20 protein-coding genes are annotated in these 17355 nt (G+C 71.6%); 1 reads left to right on the top strand and 19 read right to left on the bottom strand.

The window, feature by feature from the left end; all coding sequences use genetic code 11:
• The first annotated feature begins 21 nt into the window (after positions 1 to 21).
• Positions 22 to 789 carry a sporulation protein gene (locus G569_RS0126740; RefSeq protein ID WP_028065712.1) on the top strand — a complete coding sequence of 256 codons (768 nt, stop codon included), beginning with the start codon at positions 22 to 24 and terminating at the stop codon, positions 787 to 789.
• Here the strand turns inward: G569_RS0126740 and G569_RS51795 are convergent.
• The 19 genes from G569_RS51795 to G569_RS0126645 form a co-directional block, all read right to left on the bottom strand.
• Positions 771 to 1193 (bottom strand): DUF1579 domain-containing protein, encoded by a 423-nt coding sequence (locus G569_RS51795; protein WP_053227021.1) that lies wholly within the window; start codon positions 1191 to 1193, stop codon positions 771 to 773. The two genes, G569_RS0126740 and G569_RS51795, sit on opposite strands and share 19 nt — an antisense overlap.
• Before the next feature lie 32 nt (positions 1194 to 1225).
• Positions 1226 to 1795: a hypothetical protein gene (locus G569_RS0126730; protein ID WP_028065711.1), complete on the bottom strand. Its 570-nt coding sequence runs from the start codon at positions 1793 to 1795 to the stop codon at positions 1226 to 1228.
• 54 nt (positions 1796 to 1849) lie between these two features.
• Complete coding sequence (locus tag G569_RS51790; RefSeq protein WP_053227020.1) at positions 1850 to 3448, bottom strand: hypothetical protein; 1599 nt, start codon at positions 3446 to 3448, stop codon at positions 1850 to 1852.
• Entirely contained in the window at positions 3448 to 4119 is a 672-nt protein-coding gene (locus G569_RS0126720; protein WP_028065710.1) for a cysteine hydrolase family protein, read from the bottom strand. Before G569_RS0126720 ends, G569_RS51790 begins: the two co-directional genes overlap by 1 nt.
• Positions 4116 to 5534 carry an amidase gene (locus G569_RS0126715; protein WP_084285610.1) on the bottom strand — a complete coding sequence of 473 codons (1419 nt, stop codon included), beginning with the start codon at positions 5532 to 5534 and terminating at the stop codon, positions 4116 to 4118. Before G569_RS0126715 ends, G569_RS0126720 begins: the two co-directional genes overlap by 4 nt.
• On the bottom strand, positions 5531 to 6232 hold the full coding sequence (locus G569_RS51785) for a GntR family transcriptional regulator (RefSeq protein WP_053227018.1): 702 nt from the start codon (positions 6230 to 6232) through the stop codon (positions 5531 to 5533). Before G569_RS51785 ends, G569_RS0126715 begins: the two co-directional genes overlap by 4 nt.
• A complete protein-coding gene (locus G569_RS0126705; RefSeq protein WP_028065708.1) occupies positions 6229 to 7419 on the bottom strand; it encodes a YlbE family protein in 1191 nt (396 codons plus the stop codon). Before G569_RS0126705 ends, G569_RS51785 begins: the two co-directional genes overlap by 4 nt.
• A gap of 84 nt (positions 7420 to 7503) precedes the next feature.
• Complete coding sequence (locus G569_RS58970) at positions 7504 to 8301, bottom strand: class I SAM-dependent methyltransferase (RefSeq protein WP_028065707.1); 798 nt, start codon at positions 8299 to 8301, stop codon at positions 7504 to 7506.
• Positions 8267 to 8857 carry an urease accessory protein UreD gene (locus G569_RS58965; RefSeq protein WP_053227017.1) on the bottom strand — a complete coding sequence of 197 codons (591 nt, stop codon included), beginning with the start codon at positions 8855 to 8857 and terminating at the stop codon, positions 8267 to 8269. The genes G569_RS58970 and G569_RS58965 overlap by 35 nt, the downstream gene beginning before the upstream one ends.
• Before the next feature lie 124 nt (positions 8858 to 8981).
• Positions 8982 to 9653 carry an urease accessory protein UreG gene (gene ureG, locus G569_RS51770; RefSeq protein ID WP_053227016.1) on the bottom strand — a complete coding sequence of 224 codons (672 nt, stop codon included), beginning with the start codon at positions 9651 to 9653 and terminating at the stop codon, positions 8982 to 8984.
• Positions 9643 to 10302, bottom strand: a complete 660-nt coding sequence (locus G569_RS0126685) for an urease accessory protein UreF (protein WP_169542250.1) — start codon at positions 10300 to 10302, stop codon at positions 9643 to 9645. The genes ureG and G569_RS0126685 overlap by 11 nt, the downstream gene beginning before the upstream one ends.
• Positions 10303 to 10311: 9 nt before the next feature.
• Positions 10312 to 11985, bottom strand: coding sequence for an urease subunit alpha (locus G569_RS0126680; RefSeq protein ID WP_028065705.1), 1674 nt, complete (start codon positions 11983 to 11985; stop codon positions 10312 to 10314).
• A complete protein-coding gene (ureB, locus tag G569_RS51765) occupies positions 11982 to 12239 on the bottom strand; it encodes an urease subunit beta (RefSeq protein WP_084285604.1) in 258 nt (85 codons plus the stop codon). Before ureB ends, G569_RS0126680 begins: the two co-directional genes overlap by 4 nt.
• On the bottom strand, positions 12239 to 12541 hold the full coding sequence (locus G569_RS0126670) for an urease subunit gamma (protein ID WP_028065704.1): 303 nt from the start codon (positions 12539 to 12541) through the stop codon (positions 12239 to 12241). The genes ureB and G569_RS0126670 overlap by 1 nt, the downstream gene beginning before the upstream one ends.
• A 71-nt stretch (positions 12542 to 12612) precedes the next feature.
• Positions 12613 to 13866: an ATP-grasp domain-containing protein gene (locus tag G569_RS51760; protein WP_157592334.1), complete on the bottom strand. Its 1254-nt coding sequence runs from the start codon at positions 13864 to 13866 to the stop codon at positions 12613 to 12615.
• Positions 13863 to 14600, bottom strand: coding sequence for an esterase family protein (locus G569_RS0126660; RefSeq protein WP_028065703.1), 738 nt, complete (start codon positions 14598 to 14600; stop codon positions 13863 to 13865). The genes G569_RS51760 and G569_RS0126660 overlap by 4 nt, the downstream gene beginning before the upstream one ends.
• Positions 14597 to 15613 (bottom strand): alpha/beta hydrolase, encoded by a 1017-nt coding sequence (locus tag G569_RS0126655; protein WP_028065702.1) that lies wholly within the window; start codon positions 15611 to 15613, stop codon positions 14597 to 14599. The genes G569_RS0126660 and G569_RS0126655 overlap by 4 nt, the downstream gene beginning before the upstream one ends.
• 12 nt (positions 15614 to 15625) lie before the next feature.
• The gene (locus G569_RS0126650) at positions 15626 to 16696 is read right to left on the bottom strand and encodes a hypothetical protein (protein WP_028065701.1); all 1071 of its coding nucleotides are present in this window, start codon (positions 16694 to 16696) and stop codon (positions 15626 to 15628) included.
• A gap of 13 nt (positions 16697 to 16709) precedes the next feature.
• Entirely contained in the window at positions 16710 to 17336 is a 627-nt protein-coding gene (locus tag G569_RS0126645) for a hypothetical protein (protein WP_028065700.1), read from the bottom strand.
• Positions 17337 to 17355: the final 19 nt, after the last annotated feature.

Below are 17355 nucleotides of genomic sequence, written 5' to 3'. Positions count from 1 at the left end.
GACTCACGGTACGTTCATTCGATGTTCCGGAAACTCAAGGTGGCCCTCGGTGCGGGCTCCGCCACGGTCGACACCGTCCTGTCCACCGACGCCGTCCGCCCCGGGGACCGCGTCCAAGGCGTCGTCCACGTCGGCGGCGGCGAGATCGAGCAGGAGGTCGAGCGCGTCACCGTCGCCCTCCAGACGGTCGTCGAGGTCGAGAGCGGCGACTCCGAGTGGTCCTCGACCCAGACCTTCGCCTCCACCCACGTCGCCGACGGCCTCGTCCTGCAGCCGGGCGACGCCCACGAGTTCCCGTTCTACCTCCAGGTCCCGTGGGAGACCCCGCTCACGCACATCTCCGGCCAGCGCCTGCGCGGCGTGAATGTCGGCGTGCGCACCGAGCTCGCCGTCGCCAAGGCCGTCGACCGCGGCGACCTCGACCCCGTCGAGATCCACCCGCTTCCCGGCCAGCAGGGGCTGCTGGACGCGCTGCTCGGGCTCGGGTTCGACTACAAGGGCGCCGACGTCGAGCAGGGGACGTTGCGCGGCGCCTCGCTCCCGTTCTTCCAGGAGATCGAGTTCTACGCCGGCGGCCGGTGGCGAGGCCGTTTCAACGAGCTCGAGGTCACCTTCCTCGGCGGCCCCCACGCGACCCGCGTGGTCTTCGAGGCCGACATGCGCGGCGGCTGGTTCAGCGAGGGCGCCGACGCCTACTCCTGGTTCGAGATCCCCACCGCGGGCGGCGGCACCATCCCGGGCATCGTCGAACAACAGCTCCACGCGCTGGGTCAGCGGCGCGGCTGGTAGATCGCCTCGGCGATCGTCTTCTCGTCGAACTCGATGCGCTGGCGCAACTCGCCGTCCGCCAGCGCGAAGGTCGTGCGGTTCGTCCCCCGTGGGGACGTGCGTTCGACGACGAGCGCTTCGCCGTCGAACCCGCCGCGCGCGGGCGCCTCGACGGGGAAGCCGAAGCTGTCGAACCAGTGGTGGAGCACCTCGTCGCCGCTGACCGAGAACACCCCGTGGCCGGTCAGGCCGGTGTCGCTGCGGTAGTCCTGCACGAGCGCGAACCCTCCCGCGGCGACGCTGAGGGTCATCCGCGCCTGCGCGGTCCCGCCTGGCGACCACGGCGACGGCGCGAGCTCCTCGGTTCCCTCCCACTCGCCCGCGAGGGCGGCGAGCCGTTCGTGCAGCGCGGTCAGTTCGGGCATGCGCCCGAGCCTACGGACCGCCTGTGAGAGCGCTAGAAGGCGGCGGGCTTCGCCGGTTCCGGCTTGTGGTCGCGCGGCGAGGGGTTCAGGACGGTGCGCGCGCCGACGACCGGGCCGAGGATCGCCGCGACCCAGAGCCAGGACATGCCCCACGGGTCGGCGACGGAGGTGTCGGCGAAGACGCAGATCGCCACGGAGATCAGCGGGTAGAGCAGGAGGACCATCGACTTCTTGGCGATGCCGGCGTTGCGGGCGCCGAAGACGACGCCCAGGTACGCGGCGCCGGCGACGATCAGGCCGCCGTGGTCCTTGACCAGCCAGCGCTCGGCGAGCACCAGCGCCCAGGCGACGGCGATGAAGAGCCAGATGCTCAGCTTCGCCTTGTCCGAGCGCATCGCGGTGTAGACGAGAGCGATCACCGTCACGACGATCAGCACGAGATAGACGACCCCGGTCAGCGCGGCTGCGAGGAGCCAGGCGATCGCGGCAACGGCCCCCACGAGGATTCCCCCGCGCAGGGCCGCATCGACGGTTTTCGCCGCCCGCTCACGACGGTTCGGCTTGGTTGCTCCGGTGAGGTCGGCGAGCGCTGCGGTGCCCATATGTCCAAGGTACACCGCAGGCGCCGAAAGTCACTTGGGGCTATCCCCCCAAACTCAGGCCGGGACTGCCACCCGCTCCTCCTCGCGCTCGAAGCGCGGGGCCATCCGCTCGGCGGCCACCTCGACATCGATCGGGTCGCTGAGGTCGGTCTCGCGCGGCGGCAGGCGCAGCGCGGCATAGGCCAGCGCGACCACCGCCGCCAGGCCGTAGCCGAGCGCGATCTTCGGGTTCGAGAAGACGTGCACCTCCTCGGCGTGGATCAGCCCCACGAGCGTGAGCACTGCTCCGACCACGCACGCGGCCGCCGCGTGGATGAAGCGGCGGTCGATGAGGAAGACGCAGATCGAGCCGAGGATCATGCCCACCAGGACCGAGCCGGAGCCCAGCGTCGCGAGCCCGCCGTACAGGACGCCGCCGTTGGCGAGCACGTCGGCGCCCACCTGATCGACGCTCGTCCCCGCCGCCAGCAGCGCGTCATGGACCATGCCCGAGCCCCACTGGGCCAGCGACGGGATCGCCGCCAGCACGACCGCCGCGTAGTGCGCCTTCGGGACCGCCGAGAACGCCTGCGAGCCGATGGCCATGCCGATGAACAGCAGCACGGGCACGATCGCGGGGATCGGCAGCAGCGCGCCGAGCAGCGGGAAGAGCCCGAACACGCACAGGAGGAAGATCAGCACGCCTGTCGCGAGCGAGTAGGAGACACGCCCACCGGCCGCCTTCCAGCCCGGCTGGCCGATGTAGACCGCGGGCGGGAACGGGGAGCCCAGCGCGGCGCCCACCACGGCGCCCGTGCCGTCGGCGAGCAGCACCGCGCGCAGGTTGTAGGAGTCGCCCGCGGCCGAGGCGGACTCGACGTTGCTCATCGCCTCGGTGAAGTTGTAGATGCCGAGCGGGATCGCCGTGGCCAGGAGCGGCGAGATGCCGGACAAGCCGTCCGAAAGCAGGTCGATGTTCAACGACGGGATGCCGACCGCGATCGACTTGGCGGCATCGGTGACCGCGGCGGGCTCCATGAACCCGCCGATCCAGCCGAGCGCGGTGCCGACCAGCAGCGCCGCCAGCCCCACGGGGAAGTTCCCCGGCAGCCGCACGCCCGCGATGAAGCCGGCCACGATGATCATGAAGACGGGAAGGGCGATCCAGAGCGCGCCCCACATCTGCGCGCCCGGCCGCATCGAGATGAACGTCAGCGAGATGCCGGCCAACGTGCCCAACATCGCGGCGCGGGGCGTCCAGTGGCGGATCGACGGCCCGACGAACGCGCCGATCAAAATGATGCAGCCGATGATGAAGGCCCACGCGAGGCCGGCGGTCCAGGCGGCGATCGGGTCCTTCGTCGCCAGGTACGTCGGCAGCATGATCACGAGCGTGACGATGAACATGTGCGGCACGCTCGGCCCGTAGGGCATCGCCGTGACGTCGGTCCGCCCCTCCTTCATCGCCAGCTTGCGCGCGAGGTAGAAGTAGAAGACGTTGCCGATCAGCAGCTCGATGCCGAGCGCCGGGAGCACCACCTGGTAGACGTCGTCCGGCGCCATGTGCACGACGCCGATACACAGCCCGGCGAGCACCAGGACGTTGACGAGCATGTTGATCCCGAGGCCGAAGAAGGCGTTGAGATCACCGCGGGTCCAGAAGGGAACGGCCATCAGATCAGGCTCCTCACGGGAAGGGCTTCGAGCAGCGCGGTCGAGTCGGAGACCCAGCCGAAGATCCCGCCCTGGGCGGAGATCATCCGCAGGGCGACCTCGTGGAACTCCGGGAAGTACGAGCCGCAGCAGTCGCTCAGCACGAGGCATTCGAAGCCGCGGTCGTTGGCCTCGCGCACGGTCGTGTGCACGCAGACCTCGGTGGTGACGCCGGTGACGATGAGCGACTTGATGCCGCGGTTGCGCAGCATCAGCTCGAGGTCGGTGGCGTAGAAGGAGCCCTTGCCGGGCTTGTCGAGCACGACCTCCCCGGGGGCGGGCGCGAGCTCGTCGACGATGTCGTGCCCGTACTCGCCGCGGATCAGGATGCGGCCCTTCGGGCTGTCGGTGCCGATGAACTCGCCGCGCGCGAACTTCGCCGGCGGGCAGTCGGTCATGTCGGCGCGGTGGCCCTCGCGGGTGTGGATCACCGTCATCCCGAGCTCCCGCGCTGCGGCCAGGACTCTCTGCAGCGGCTCGACGGCGCTCGCCAGCAGCGAGACGTCGTTGCCGAGCGCCGACCCGAAGCCGCCTGGCTCGAGGAAGTCGCGCTGCATGTCTATGACCACGAGCGCAGTGGTCTCCGGATCGAACGCGTATGGGCCCGGCGCCGCGGGCACGAGCGTGGTCATGCGTCACCTCTCGTGAGGGAGGTCGCCAATGCGATCAGCAGTGCCTCGCCGCCGGGGGCCGCCACCAGCTGCAGCCCCACGGGGAGCCCGTCGACCGGGCACGGCACGGAGATCGCCGGAAAGCCGACGAAGCTCCAGAGGATCGCGTTGCGCGACAGGATCGTCAGGTACTCGTCGGCTCGCTCCACCACCGGCGCCAGGACGGGCGCCGTCGGCATCGCGAGCACGTGGTACTCGCGGAACACCGCGAGCATCTCCTCCCTCAGCGCGGCGCGGTAGCGCTGCGCGTCGATGTAGTCCGTGGCCAGGACGCCGTCGGCGGCGTTGAGCTGGTCGCGGACCTCCGGCCAATACAGCGAGCGGTCCAGACCGCGGCTGCGGTGGAACGCCGCCGCCTCGCAGCGCGAGACGACGAGCCCCATCGCGTTGGCGCCGCCGAAGTCGGCGGCGGTCGGGCGATCGGTCTCGCGGACCGAGGCGACGTCGAGTCGATCGATCATCGCCGCGACCGCGGCCACGACCGGCGCCTCGGCGCCCTCCCACGCGGCGGTGGCGAGCCCGACGCGCAGGTGGCTGACGCGCCCGCCCGCGGCGGGAGCGATCTCGGTGGCGTCGGGGCGCAGCGCGTCGAGCGCGATCGCCGCGTCCTCCGCCGTTCCCGCCATCACCGCGACGTGGTCCATCGTCCACGACAACGGCACGACGCCGCGCGTGGGAACCGTCCCGTAGGTCGGCTTCAAACCGACGACGCCGCAGAGCGCAGCCGGCACGCGGATCGATGCGCGCGTGTCGGTCCCGAGCGACGCGAGGCCCATGCCCGTGGCCACCGCGATCGCCGAGCCGCCGCTCGACCCGCCCGGGATCCGGGTCGGGTCGTGCGGGTTGCGCGCCTGCGGCGACGTCACGCCGAGCGCGAACTCGTGCGTGGACGTCTTTCCGAGGATCACGGCGCCGGCCGCGCGCCAGAGGTCGACGCCATCCGCGTCGACCTCCGGCACGGCGTCGTAGGCGTCCGACCCGCACCGAGTACGGACGCCACGGACGTCGATGACGTCTTTGACCGAGACCGGGATGCCGTGCAGCGGCCCGCGCCGCTTGCCGGCGCGCAGCTCGGCGTCGCGCGCTGCAGCCTCGGCCAGCGCGGCCTCGGCGCAGACCTCGACGAACGCGGTCCACTCGTCCTGGGCGATCCGCGCCAGCGCGAGCTCGGTCAGCTCGACGCACGTGCTCTCGCCGGTGTCGAGCGCGCGGGCGGCGTGCGCGATCGCCCCGGTCTTCGGGAGCCCGCCCAGGGCCGGCAGCGGGGTGGGCGGCGGCCCGAAGACGTCATAGGCGGGTCGCCGCTGGGGCGGGTCGTAGTCCTGCGCGTCCAGGCGCTCCAACGCGGCCGCAAATGCAGTCGTGGCGATGCTCATAGGGGCCCCCTCGGAACGCCTGAAACCTGCGCTTGGTCACTCGCAACACGTGGGCCAGGCTCCTCTTCGAACATTCGGGCGAGCAGCTCGCCGACACGGCGTTCCACGACCTCGGCGCTGCGCTCGATGTGCACGCGCATGAGCGCGGCGGCGGCGTCCGCGCGACCGGCGCGGACGGTCTCCAGGATCTCGAGGTGCTCCTCGATCGTCGCCTCGATCCGGTCCGGCGTCGTGAAGTCGTGGATCCGGATCAGGCGGATGCGTTCGTTGATGTCGCGGATGTAGCGCTCGTTGGCGTTGTTCCCGCTCGCGCGCGCGATGCCCTCGTGGAAGGCCTCGTCGGCGTAGACGAAGTCCGGCCCGTCGTCGTGCTCGGCCCGCAGGTCCAGCCACTCGGAAATCAGCCCATCGAGTCGGTCGGCGTCCGCGGTCCGCACGGCGAGGTCCTCGAGCACGACGCGGACGTCGTAGAGCTCGCGCATCGCCGACACGCGCGGCGGGTTCGGCCGCAGGCCGCCGGAGCGGTCGCGGACCACGTGCCCGTCGCCCTCGAGCCGGCGCAGCGCCTCGCGGACCGGTGTGCGGCTGGTCGCGTAGCGCTCGGCCAGCTGCTCCTCGACGAGCCGCACCCCGTAGGGGAAATCGCCGCGCAGGAGCGCCGCCCGCAGCTCGCGGTGGACCTGTTCGGCGCGGGTCAACCGAGCGCCTCCACGGCGAGGTCGAAGGCCTCCAGCGGTGGGTGCGTGATGCCGCCGCCGATCTGGCCGATCCCCGGCTGCACGTGCGCGATCCCGGTGTGGACCGGGGGCGAGAGCCGCGTCGCGGCGACCTTGCGGGCGTCGACGCCGAGAATCGCCGGCCGCCCGTCCGGGAACCTGATGTCCTCCGAGAACCCGGCCGCGATGCTGCGGCACTCGGCGTCGATGCGCTCGACGTCGGCGGGGTCGAGGCCCACGCTGGGCACCGACAGCGGCGAGGCGGCCACGGCGAGCGCGCCGAGCCCGTAGGTCTCGACGATCGCCGAGTCGCCGAGGTCGCGCTGCATGTCCGCCGGCGAGTAGCCGTCGAATAGCTTTGCGGGGTCCGGCAGCGCGGCGGGCCCGACGAACCAGCGGTCGCCGAGCCCGGACACGCGGATGCCGACCTCGACACCGTTCCTCGCGATGGCCGTCAGCACGGGCGAGCCCGGGACGTCCGCCGCGCAGTCCAGCGCGAGCTTGGAGAAGACCATGGCCAGGTTGAGGAAGAACTGGCCGTTGGAGGCGATGAATGCGCGCACCTCAGGGTGCTCGATGCCGAGCGCCTCCAGCGTCAGCGCGGTGCCTTGCTCGGTGCGGTGGTGCGCCTCGTCGCCGAGCGCGAGCGAGCGCACGTGCAGGTCGTAGAGATCGAGCGGGCGCGTCAGCGCGGCCTTGAGCTCCGGCGCCAGCACGTCGCGCATCCACTTCAACCGCTCCATCACCTCGGGACCGTCCGCGCCGTACCGGAGCACGGCGCCAGAGCCCTCGTTGAGCGGGCACCAGGCGACCTTCCCGCTCGCCTCGTCACGGGCGACCCAGACGGGCATCGACGGGTTCACGACGCCCGCCATCGGCCCGACGCCGCCCGCGTCGTGGTTGGTCATCAGCGGGATCTGGCCGTCCTCGACGAGCTCGAGCGCCTCAGCCGGCGTGCCGGCGACACCCTCCAGCCACAGGGCCGAGCCGAGCGCGGCGCGCATCGGCGGGCACATCCGCTGCGGCTCGATCGGCGGGCCGGCGTGGGTCACGCCGCCCGCGGCGTGGTGGGCGGAGACCTCCGAGGCGGGCACGACGTCGACCACCAGCGGGCGCGCAGCGGCCAGCCGCGTCACCGCATCCGCTTCTGTATGCAGCGCTGCGTTCATGGTCCGCGACGCTAAATCGGGTGGCCGCCGAGGTAATCGGACCGGCGGTCAGAATCGGCCTGGACCAGCGGTCCGAGATCGCCGCTATCTCACGGCGACGTACACGTACTCGGCGAACGCGATGCCGTTCAGCCAGCGCAGCGGCGGGCGCAGGAGGAACGCGCGCTCGCGCAGGCTGCCGGCGCCCTGACTGGCCCGCGCGTCCGCGAACCCCGCCGCGCGCAGCGTCCGCAGATAGCCGCGCCGCGAGTCCTCGGACTCGAAGCTGCCGTACTCGTCCTCGATCCCGTGGTCGCGGTTGCGGCGCAGCAGCGCGAGCGTCGGCTCGCGGAACAGCAGCAGCCGCCCACCGGGCCGCAGCAGCCGGAACGCGACCTTGGCGATGTGCAGGCGATCGGCGGCGTGGTGAAAGGCGGCGTCGAAGACCACGAGGTCGGCGCTCGCATCGGGGAGCCCGTGCGCGTTGAAGTCGGCCAGCCGCCGCGTGACCCGCGCGGGATCGGCGCCGAGGGCGGCGATCGCGACCGGCGCGAGCTCCTCGAGCCGGTAGCGCGAGAACTCGACCCCGATCGCCTCCTCGACCCCCGGCAACGTGGTCAGCGCCGCCGACAGCCAGCAGCTCCCCGCGCCGAGCTCGACGACGGTCCCGCTCGGCGTGACCCGCGCCGAGGACAGCGCGTGGTCGAGCTTCTCCAACAGCTCCTTGCGCTGCAGCCACGGGACGATCCCGTCGCGCGTGAGCTCGGGCTCGATCTCGTCCCGGAACCGCAGCTCATCCGCGTCCGCGAGCGCGCTGAACGTCGGCCCGACGACGAACGGGCTGCGCGCCGCCGCGTCGGCGACGGCGTCAGGACTCGGTGCCGAAAGCGGCCTGAAACGCACGCGCTGACCCTAGCGCCGCCTCCACGTCCGCCGCGCTCGCGCCGGCCGCGCGCCACAACGCGCCGCCGCGAGCGAGCGCCCCGCCCGCGACCCGCGCCCCGCCCGCCCCGCCCCGCCCGCCGCCGCCGTCGGCGCTCGCCGCGCCGCCGCGCCCGCCTGCGCCCTCGCCGAGCCACGCCACCGTTCCCACCGCGCGGTCGCCCGGCGCGAGCGCGACGTACTCGTCCCGCGCGCCCGGCTCGATCCGCAGCGCGTCGTGGAGGATCGGCCCGTCCGGCCCCTCGACCCGCAGCAGCGACTCCAGGCGCCCGCGACCCTCACCCGCCCGGCCCAGGACGACGAGGTCGCGCACGACCGCCGTCGCGCCGGTCCCGAGCCGGATCGTCGTCGTACGCACCACGTCCGCGCCCTCGGCGACGACGAGCGGCGCGTCCTCGAGCACCAGCCGCGCGCCGTCACCCACGGTCACGTCGAGCTCCAGCACGGTCCGCTCCGGGCCGGGCAGCGCGACGCACGCCGCGACCGGCTCGATCGCCAGCGTCCCGCTCTCGACCACGATCTCGACCCGGTCGTGGTCGCCCGCGAGCGGCCCCGCCTGCGAGCGCAGCAGCGTGATCCGCCCAGGGGCGAGGACGCGCGGCGCGATCCGCTCGCCGCGCCGCAGCGTCGTGAAGCCCCGCTCAGTGGACGTGATCGTGGTGGTGATCTGGCACGCCTTCCATCGACGAGTGCAGGTGGCCGTGGTCGCGGAAGGCCTCGAGCTTCCCGCGCACCCACTCCGCCACCGGGGTGACGTCCTCGCGCAGGGAGATCGCCGCGACCGGCAACCCGCCGCGCCGCTCGCCGGCCTCGCGGACCATCCGGGCGACGTCGGAGCCGACGAACGGCGCCAGATCCGTCTTGTTGATCGCCAGCAGGTCGGCGCGGGCGATGCCCGGCCCGCCCTTGCGCGGGATGTCGTCGCCGGCGGCGACGTCGATGACGAAGATCTGCACGTCGGCCAGGGCGGGCGAGAAGATCGCGGTCAGGTTGTCGCCGCCGCTCTCGACGAAGACGACATCCAAGGGTCCGGTCGCGGCTTCGAGCTCCTCGACCGCTTCGAGGTTGGACGAGATGTCGTCGCGGATCGCCGTGTGCGGGCAGCCGCCGGTCTGGACGGCCTGGATGCGCTCGACCGGCAGCACGCCCGTCGAGCGCAGGAACTCGGCGTCCTCGGTCGTGTAGATGTCGTTGGTCACGACGCCGAGGCGCGCCTCGGCGCTCAACGCGCCGCAGAGCGCGGCGATCAGGCTGCTCTTGCCGGACCCGACGGGCCCGCCGACGCCGATCCGGAGTGCGCGTTCAACTGGCAAAGAGTCGCTCTCTCTGTTCGGAATGGATGGGTGCGGAGAGCTCGAGGGCGACCGCGGCCGGGCTCGGCAGCGGCCCGCGATCCGCCGCCACCCGGGCGGCGGCGGCGCTCAACTCCGGCGCCAGCTCCGCGAGCCAGCGCGCGGTCTCGGCCGGGTCGAGCGGGAGCACCTTCAGCGCCGCGGACGCGACGGTCGCGGCGTCGTCGTAGAGCGCCAGCAGCGCGGTGTCCTCCTCCGACACGCCGGCCACCGCCGCGACGACGCCGAGCGCGATCGGCCGCGGCGTCGCGTCCGAATCGACCCGGTAGCGCGCGATCTCCCCACCCGGCCACACCGCCGCCGCCGAGCGCAGCAGCTGCGCCCCCAACCTCCGCGCGGCCTCCCGCAGCACCGGGCTCGGCGTCCGCGCCGCCCACTCGCGCTCCAGCCTTGTATGCAAGTCGTATACCGGAGTCTGGCACCGGTATGCAAGGTGTACGCAACGGTGGGCCTCGACGGCGAAACGGGCGTCGGCCTCGGCGACCAACCGCAGGCGCGCGCGCATGAACGCCGGGACGTCGGCGAGGCCGTCGCGCACCGCCTGCTCCAACCCCAGCGAGTGCGCGTAGGAGCCCGAGGGGAACCGGGAGTCGGCCAGCAGGAGCGCCAAGGGGTCCATCTAGAAGAGCGAGTAGCGCTGGGCGAGCGGGAGGGTCTTCGCGGGGTCGGGGACGATCTCGTCGCCGTCGACCCACACCTTGAACGTGTCCGGCTCGACGCGGATCTGCGGGCACGCCGCGTTGCCGACCATGTCGGCCTTGGTCACCGAGCGGGTGTCCTTCACGGCGCACACCCGCGACTCCAGGCCGAGGTCGTGCAGTCCCTCGACCGCGAGCGGCGAGACGAACGTCAGCGACCGGCGCGCCGCCAGCCGGCCGGACCCCGCGAACATCGGCCGCATCAACACCGGCTGCGGCGTCGGGATCGAGGCGTTGGCGTCGCCCATCGGCGCGTACGCGATCGCGCCCCCCTTCAATACCAACCGCGGCCGGATGGCGAAGTACGCGGGGTCCCACAACACGAGGTCGGCCAGCTTGCCGACCTCCACGCTGCCCACCTCGTCGGCGATCCCGTGCGCGATCGCCGGGTTGATCGTGTACTTGGCGACGTAGCGCTTCAGCCGCGCGTTGCCGTCACCGCCCCGCTTCAAAGCCATCACGTGCGCGGTCTGCCAGGTGCGGATGATCGTCTCGCCCACCCGCCCCATCGCCTGCGAGTCGGAGCCGATCATCGAGATCGCGCCGAGGTCGTGCAGCACATCCTCGGCGGCGATCGTCGTCCCCCGGATGCGCGACTCGGCGAACGCCAGGTCCTCCGGGATCCGCGGGTTGAGGTGATGGCAGACGATCAGCATGTCGAGGTGCTCGTCGACGGTGTTGACCGTGTGCGGACGCGTCGGGTTGGTCGACGACGGCAGGACGTTCGGGTGCGCGGCGACCGTGATGATGTCCGGCGCGTGCCCGCCCCCGGCGCCTTCGGTGTGGTACGCGTGGATCGTCCGCCCGGCGATCGCGGCCAGCGTCGTCTCCACGAACCCGGACTCGTTGAGCGTGTCCGTGTGGATCGCGACCTGCACGCCGGTCTCGTCGGCGATCCGCAGGCAGGCGTCGATCGCCGCCGGGGTCGAGCCCCAGTCCTCGTGCAGCTTGAAGCCGCCCACGCCGGCGCGGGCCTGCTCTCGCATCCCGTCCGACGAGACCGTGTTCCCCTTGCCCAGCAGGAGCACGTTGACCGGCATCGCGTCCATCGCGAGCAGCATCTCGCGGATCTGCCACGGCGCCGGGGTGCACGTCGTCGCCCGCGTCCCCTCGGCCGGTCCGGTCCCGCCGCCGATCAGCGTCGTCATGCCCGACGCGACCGCCTCGTCGACGAGCTGCGGGCAGATGAAGTGCACGTGCCCGTCGATCCCGCCCGCGGTCAGGATGCGACCCTCCCCGGCGATGATCTCGGTCGTCGGGCCGATCTCCAGCTCGGGGTCGACGCCGTTCATCGCCTCCGGGTTCCCGGCCTTGCCCAACGCACAGATCCGCCCGCCGCGGATCCCGACGTCGCACTTGACGACGCCCCAGTGGTCGAGCACGACGACGTTCGTGATGACCGTGTCGGGCGCCCACGTGCTCACGCCCTGCAGCTGCGACTCGCGGATCGTCTTGCCGCCGCCGAACACGGCCTCGTCGCCGCCCACGCAGCGGTCCTCCTCGACCTCGAGCCAGAGGTCGGTGTCGGCCAGGCGCACCCGATCGCCGACGGTCGGCCCGTACAGCGCGCCGTAGCGCTCACGCGAGATCCTCATTTGCGTGCCACCAGCGTGACGTCCTTCTCCGCGCCCGGCTCGAAGCGCACCGACGTCCCCGCGGGCACGTCCAGCCGGAAGCCCTCGGCGGCGGAGCGATCGAACGCCAACGCGGCGTTGGCAGAAGCGAACGGGAAGTGCGAGCCGACCTGGATCGGCCGGTCGCCGGTGTTCATCACCCGCACCACCCGCGTCTCCCGCCCCGCGTTGAGCTCGATCTCGCCGGGAGCGGTGACCAATTCGCCCGGCACCATCATGAAATCGGCTCGTGCAGCGTCACCAGTTTGCGACCGTCCGGGAACGTCGCCTCCACCTGCACCTCGCCCACGAGCTCCGCGACCCCCTCCATCACGTCCTCACGCGAGAGCACCGATCGCCCTGAGGCCATCAGCTCCGCCACCGACCGCCCCTCGCGCGCCCGCTCGATCACCCAGCACGACAGCAGCGCCACCGCCTCCGGCTGGTTGAGCTTCACGCCCCGGTCCAGCCGGTCACGGGCGACCATCCCCGCGACGGCGAGCAGGAGCTTCGACTGGTCCGACGGCGTCAGCTGCACGGCCCGCGCCACGGTATTGCCGCCTCCCGCGGCCCACCATTGGACCGCGGGAGCAAATTCGGGCGCCGCGCTTATACGGACTGCAGCGAGCGACCGCGCTCGTGCGCCCACATCCCGAGCAGGCCGCGGAAGTGCGCGAGGAACTCCTCCTGCTCGTGCTCGGGGTAGGTCTCGCGGACGGTCTCGACCAGCAGCCCGTCGAAGTCGGTCGACGAGATCCAGTCGAGCATCAGCTCGTCGACGTGCTTCAACGCCGTCGAGCAGAACTCCGTGTACTTGTCGACCTCGAAGTAGATGTCGGCGAGTGTCCGGTACTCGGCCAGCTTCTCCTCGTAGGTCAGGTCCTCTCGGTCGCCGATCTCGAAGTAGGCGTGCGGGTCGAAGTCCGCCGCGCGGCCGGGCCGCTCGGTCACGGTGCAGAAGACCGACCACTTCAGCAGCGCGCTGATCGCCCACGGCCAGTAGTAGTGCAGCGAGGTCAACGCGACGTCGGGGGACGCGTTGGCGTAGTCGATCGGGTGCGCCTCGGTCCCGCGCACGAGCGTCTCGCACGAGTTGAACTCCCAGCGGAAGAACGCGTTGATCAGCCGCGAGATCGTCAGGACCTCGTCGCCGGTCTCCGGCGACAGGAAGTCGTGCGAGACCGCGTAGCGGTTGTGCATCGGCTGGTCCGGGCGGAAGTCCATGATCATCGTCTCGGCGCCGATGCTCAGCGACCGCGCGAACACGTCGAAGCCCTCGACCGACGCCTGCAGGTGCATCAGCCGCTCGCCGGACTCGTCGTAGGTCTTGGCCAGCTGCGCCGGGTCCTTGATCCGCGTCACGCCGACCCACTGGCCGCCGTCATAGGGCTTCATGAACAGCGGGTAGCCGATGTTCTCGGCGATCGCGGCGAGGTCGAACGGCTGGTTGTACTTGGCCGCCGTGTACTCGAAGCGCGTGTTCTCCGGCGGGTTCTTGTGCGGGACGAGCACCGTCGGCGGCACCTTGATCCCGAGCCGGATCATCGCGCAGTACGCCGCGTGCTTCTCCATCGCCTGGAACGTGAACGGCGAGTTCAGGAGGTACACGTCGTCCATCAGCGCGACCTTCTTCAGCCACTCGCGCGGGACGAAGTACCACCAGGCCAGCCGGTCGACGACGAGGTCGTAGCGCGGCTTGTCACGCAGGTCGAACGGCTCGATCGTGATCCGCTCGGACGTCACATTGTGGGTCGCGCCGTCCCATTTGACCGGCCCGATCCGCCCCAGCAGGGTCTCGAACGCGCGCGGCCAGTCCTCCTCGGTGCCCAGCAGCAGGCCGATCAGGTGATCTGAAGACATCAGCAGAACCTCGGGAGATGGTGGGCGATCTGGGCGCGCCACGAGTGCCAGTCGTGCGGGACGTCGTAGCCCCACAGGTCCAGCTCGTGGCGGATCCCCTTCTCGGCGAGCAGGCCGGCGAGGCGTTTGGTGGACTCCAGCGACCCCGTGGTGTCCTCCCACTGGCCCTGACCGCAGATCAGCAGCAGGCTGAGCCGCGAGCGGAGCCAGTCGAGGTGGTCGCCTTCGAACTGCCCGACGTAGTCGAGCGGGTTGTTGAAGTACGCGGCGTCGCCGCGCTCGCCCCAGCCGTTCCAGGTCGAGGGGTCGTAGTTGCCCGACATGCAGATGGCGAGCGGGAACAGGTCCGCGCGCTTGAGGGCGAAGTTGGCGGCGTGGAAGGCGCCGAGCGAGCAGCCGGTGGTGATGATCTCGTCGCCGGTGTCGTGGTGGATGAACGGCACCACGTCGTCGAGGATCCAGGATTCGTAGCGCTGGTGCTGGCGGGCGCGCTCCTCGAGCGGCACCGACTGGTTCGACCACGACATGGCGTCGAACGAGTCGACGCAGTAGAGCTTGATCCGGCCCGCGTTGAGCAGGTCGCTGAGCGCGCCGATCATGCCGTTGTCCTGCCAGTTGTAGGCCTTGCCGCCCTCGGACGGGAACGCGAGCACCGGCCGGCCGTAGTGGCCGTACGCCGCGACCGACCCGGACGCGCCGATGGCGGGCGAGTAGAGCTCGTGATGGTGGGCGTTCATCGCGGTTTCCAGGCGCGCTGGAGCAGCGCGGTCAGGTGCGGGTCAAAAGCGTCCCGCCAGCCGACGTAGTTGTGCATGTCAGCGACCTCCTCCAGGGACACGTCGTACCCCTGAGCCGCCAGGGCACGCGCCATTTCACGATTGTTGTGTGCGTTCTCCTCCGCGCGGCCCACGGTCAGCGTGGTCGGCACGGGCACCGCGTATTGCCCGTCGCGTACGGTCTCGCGGACGAACCGGATGATCCGCGCGTAGCGGCCGAACCCGCTCTCCTGCGAGTCGTAGCGCGGGAGGAAGAACGAGCCGGACTGCAGGAAGAGCCCGCTGAACACGCGCGGGAAGCGCCGGTGCGCGTGCAGCATCGCCAGCCCGCCCAGGCTCGCGCCCATCGCCACCGGCGCGCCGACCGTCCCGAACGCGTCGCGGAGCGCCGGCACGATGTCGTGCGCCAGCACCCGCGAGTAGGCGGCGCTCGCCGAGTACCACTCGTTGCGGTCCCCCGGTGCCAGCAGCGCGACCCGGTGGGGCGGGAGCTCCTCCGCGGCGATCTTCACGGCGCTGAAGTGGGTGAGCGAGGACAGCGCGTCGTACTCGGGGCCGTCGTTGGCCAGCAGCAGCCGCAGCGGCGTCCCGGGCTCGACGTCATCCGGACTCCACACGCGGATGCCGACCAGCGAGCCGAGTCCGCGTCCGCGGATGACGAGCTCGTCGAAATGCCCAGGCACCCCCGCTGCCGAGAGCCACGCCGGCGTCTTGTAGCCAGGCAGCTCGAGCACCGACTTGTCGCCGAACGCGCCCGGTGTGCGCTTCGGGTTGCCGGGGTCGAGGATCCACTCGTTCCCGCCGTCGGCGTGCGAGACCTCGAGCTTGTACTCGAGCCGCAGCACGTCCGGCAACTCGAGCTCGAGCACCCAGTCGTCGCCGTCGCGCGCGAAGGCGTCGCCGGAGACGTCGCTGGACAGGCGGACGGCGGAGTAGGTCCCCGACGGGTCGGGAAGGCGCAGCGCGACGGTCATCGCGCCCGCAACCTACCCCCTCTTGGCGGTGAACTTCGCCGTGCCCGAGCAGGTGCCGACCGACAACTCGGCCACGCCGCCGCTCAGCTTCCTCGCCCGCAGTCGCCCACTGACCCGCACCGACGTGTCCGTGGCCGTGGCGACGCCCACGAACGAGCCGTCAGGCGCGACCTTGGCCTTGGCCACCGCAGCCGTCCCGATCTGCGTGGTGAACTGGCCCACCATGCCCGGCGTCGGGCACAGCATCGCGACGCTCACGCTCAGGTTGCGGATCTCCTTGCCCTTCTTGGCCACCTTGAGCTTCGCCGAGCGCGTGCCCTTGTAGCTGCCGTCGTCGGACGCCTTCGTCTTCCAGGTGCGGGGCTTGGTCACCTTGACGTCGACCTCGGGGCTGGCGACCGTCTGCGAGCCGATCGTGACCGCGGCGTGGATCTTCCCCGAGCCCGACAGGGTGACCGTCGGCGAGGCGCTGTCGCTCGTGACCGTGCCCGAGCCGACGGTCGCGCTCCCGCGCACCACCGTCAGCGCGGTGAAGTTCGGCACGCCCGTCGTGCTGACGGCGAGGATGAACGGGTAGCCGGCGTAGACCGTTCTCGGCGGCTTCACCGTCAGCTGCGCGTCGGCGGTCAGCGTGAGCGTCCGCACCGGCCCCACCTCGTAGCCGCTCGCGCAGCCGGTGCAGATGCGCCACACCTGCCAGTAGTAGGTCCCCGGCGTCTCCTGCGGGCGCTGTGACCCGCCCGCGGCGAGCACCCAGCTGCACTGGTCGCCGCCGGGCGGCGTGGCCGACCCGCCACTGACGAGCGCGACCGGATTCGCCAGCCGCCCGTCCGCGCCGATCGCCGGCGTGGTCGCCATCGACAGCCCGTAGTCCTTCGGCCCGCCGTAGAGCGGGAACTCGCCCGCCTGATAGCTCGTGTAGACCGGGCAGCCGAAGGTCACTCCGATGCCGTTCGGGTCGACCGGCACCGACGCCCCGTCCGCCGGCGTGAGCGGCGCGGGCGGCGGGTCCGGCGGCAGCGCCTGCGCCGGCGCGGCCAGCGCGATCGTCATGAGCAGGATCGACAGGCCCCAGCGCAACATGCGGCGCAGTGTCTCAGAGCGCGATCGTCTTCGGCGTCGTATCGGCGACGTAGAAGAGCTGCGGGATGAAGTCGTGCGAGTTGGCCGAGACGGCGAGGTGGGCGACCTTGGCGCCCGGCGGCTCGACCTCGCGATCGCCCTTGCCGTCGGTCAGGCGCAGGCTGCCGTTGCACGAGTACGCCATGCCGCCGCCGCGATAGAACACGGCGTCGTCGACGCCGCTGAAGTCACCGGTGGAGACCTCGTCGCACGGCTTGGAGTTGCGCAGCGCGACGTGCTTGGACGCATCCCACGTCGCAGCGGTCTGCGACTCGCTGACGCCGCCCTCGAACGACCGGATCACGCCGATGTAGCGCCCGTCGACGATCTCGATGTGGTCGCGCTCGATCAGATCGAGGCCGAAGTCGCGCGCCAGGAACAGCGTGAAGCGCCGCCCGGTGGTGGTCCAGCAGCCGTAGATACGGTCGCGCCGCGTCTCGGAGTTCTGGGCCTTCTCCTTGACCGACACCACGCGGGCGTTCCCGGACGCGGCCAACAGCTTGGCGCCGGCGCGCTGACAGGACGGCGCGGCGGCCTGCGCGGGCGCGGCGACGACGAGGACGGCGATCAGCGAGCCGAAGGCGAAGAGGGAGCGAATCATGAGCTCCGACGCTACGGGC

Source organism: Solirubrobacter soli DSM 22325 (assembly GCF_000423665.1).
Taxonomy (GTDB): Bacteria; Actinomycetota; Thermoleophilia; order Solirubrobacterales; family Solirubrobacteraceae; genus Solirubrobacter; species Solirubrobacter soli.
Note: the sequence above shows the minus strand (reverse complement) of the source record. Positions and strands in the feature narration are given on the sequence as shown.

What these genes read in the sequence shown, in the direction of transcription:
- G569_RS51795 (WP_053227021.1), bottom strand. Translation starts at nt 1,193, where the DNA reads ATGCCCGAACTGACCGCGCTGCACGAACGGCTCGCCGCCCTCGCGGGC.
- G569_RS0126715 (WP_084285610.1), bottom strand. Translation starts at nt 5,534, where the DNA reads ATGAGCATCGCCACGACTGCATTTGCGGCCGCGTTGGAGCGCCTGGAC.
- G569_RS51790 (WP_053227020.1), bottom strand. Translation starts at nt 3,448, where the DNA reads ATGGCCGTTCCCTTCTGGACCCGCGGTGATCTCAACGCCTTCTTCGGC.
- G569_RS0126655 (WP_028065702.1), bottom strand. Translation starts at nt 15,613, where the DNA reads ATGACCGTCGCGCTGCGCCTTCCCGACCCGTCGGGGACCTACTCCGCC.
- G569_RS0126660 (WP_028065703.1), bottom strand. Translation starts at nt 14,600, where the DNA reads ATGAACGCCCACCATCACGAGCTCTACTCGCCCGCCATCGGCGCGTCC.
- G569_RS0126740 (WP_028065712.1), top strand. Translation starts at nt 22, where the DNA reads ATGTTCCGGAAACTCAAGGTGGCCCTCGGTGCGGGCTCCGCCACGGTC.
- G569_RS0126645 (WP_028065700.1), bottom strand. Translation starts at nt 17,336, where the DNA reads ATGATTCGCTCCCTCTTCGCCTTCGGCTCGCTGATCGCCGTCCTCGTC.
- G569_RS0126705 (WP_028065708.1), bottom strand. Translation starts at nt 7,419, where the DNA reads ATGAACGCAGCGCTGCATACAGAAGCGGATGCGGTGACGCGGCTGGCC.
- G569_RS0126650 (WP_028065701.1), bottom strand. Translation starts at nt 16,696, where the DNA reads ATGTTGCGCTGGGGCCTGTCGATCCTGCTCATGACGATCGCGCTGGCC.
- ureB (WP_084285604.1), bottom strand. Translation starts at nt 12,239, where the DNA reads ATGGTGCCGGGCGAATTGGTCACCGCTCCCGGCGAGATCGAGCTCAAC.
- G569_RS0126680 (WP_028065705.1), bottom strand. Translation starts at nt 11,985, where the DNA reads ATGAGGATCTCGCGTGAGCGCTACGGCGCGCTGTACGGGCCGACCGTC.
- G569_RS0126720 (WP_028065710.1), bottom strand. Translation starts at nt 4,119, where the DNA reads ATGACCACGCTCGTGCCCGCGGCGCCGGGCCCATACGCGTTCGATCCG.
- G569_RS0126730 (WP_028065711.1), bottom strand. Translation starts at nt 1,795, where the DNA reads ATGGGCACCGCAGCGCTCGCCGACCTCACCGGAGCAACCAAGCCGAAC.